This is a genomic window from Vibrio sp. 1874 (assembly GCF_033344395.1).
Classification (GTDB): domain Bacteria; phylum Pseudomonadota; class Gammaproteobacteria; order Enterobacterales; family Vibrionaceae; genus Vibrio; species Vibrio alginolyticus.
This window is the reverse complement of sequence record NZ_JAWPOR010000125.1, coordinates 1-1,174: the sequence shown is the minus strand read 5'-3', so window position 1 is coordinate 1,174 and position 1,174 is coordinate 1. Positions and strand designations below refer to the sequence as shown.

Below are 1,174 nucleotides of genomic sequence, written 5' to 3'. Positions count from 1 at the left end.
GCCAATTATTTTGGTCGCCGCGCTTATCGCTATTTTTTCTAACATGGGACAGTTTGGTTTTCTTTTTAGTGGCGAGTCCATCAAACCCGACATTAAGAAAATCAACCCTGTCGAGGGCGCAAAGCGCATCTTCTCGCTAAAAAGCGTCATTGAGTTCATCAAGTCGATACTCAAGGTGTCTCTGCTTTCCTGCATCATTTGGGTTACGCTGCGGGGCAACATCAACACCTTAATGCAAATTCCAACTTGTGGATTGGAATGTGTCCCTGCGGTGACGGGAGTTATGATTAAACAATTGATGATCATTTCATCGGTTGGTTTTGTCGTGATCGCTGCGGCAGATTTTGCCTACCAGAAGTTTGACCACACGAAGAAGCTCAAAATGAGCAAGGACGAAGTGAAACGTGAATACAAAGAGATGGAAGGCAGCCCTGAAATCAAAAGTAAACGCCGTCAGCTTCATCAAGAACTTCAAGCTTCTAATCAACGCGAAAACGTTAAGCGCTCCAACGTATTAGTAACGAACCCGACTCACATCGCGGTTGGTCTGTACTACAAAAAAGGCGAAACACCGTTACCTGTCATCACTCTGATGGAAACCGATGCGATGGCTAAACGCATGATTGCAATTGCACGAGAAGAAGGCGTGCCAGTAATGCAAAAAGTGCCATTGGCGCGTGCGCTTTATGCCGACGGCAACGTTGACCAATACATCCCAAGCGAGTTAATTGAAGCCACGGCAGAAGTGCTCCGTTGGCTGGCGTCATTGGAATCTGATGGTACTCAAAGATAGCTTTATTCAAAGGGCAAAGTACGTTGCTTTGTCCTCAATAAAACTCAGGTTGATTTAACATTTCTAGCGCGGATACGTCTGCAGAAAGCGCGTATGATTTACTTGCAAACCTAAAGCTCAGCGCGCTTTTCAATCAGAAAATCCATAAGGACGCGGATTTTCTTGGGCATGTTTTCACGAGAAGGGATATAGAGATAAAAGCCCGGAAACGGTTTACACCAATCAACAAAAACGCGCTCCAGTTTCCCTTCTTCAAGATACTTCAATACCCATAAATCAATGTGCTTGATAAGTCCCACCCCCTGAATAGCAGCTTGCAACATGCTGTAATCGTCGTTGAACACCGCATTGCCTTTCGGTTCAAATATCACCGTATGTTTA

The 1,174-nt window shown here is 45.1% G+C and carries 2 protein-coding genes; one reads left to right on the top strand and one right to left on the bottom strand.

Annotated features, from left to right (window positions below):
* Positions 1 to 793 (top strand): SctU family type III secretion system export apparatus subunit VscU (gene vscU / locus R8N46_RS25020; protein WP_318189750.1); only part of this gene is annotated, 793 nt, incomplete at its 5' end.
* A gap of 110 nt (positions 794 to 903) precedes the next feature.
* On the opposite strand, the gene R8N46_RS25015 is transcribed toward vscU, so the two are convergent.
* The coding region (locus R8N46_RS25015; protein WP_318189749.1) for a LysR substrate-binding domain-containing protein at positions 904 to 1,174 on the bottom strand (271 nt) is incomplete at its 5' end.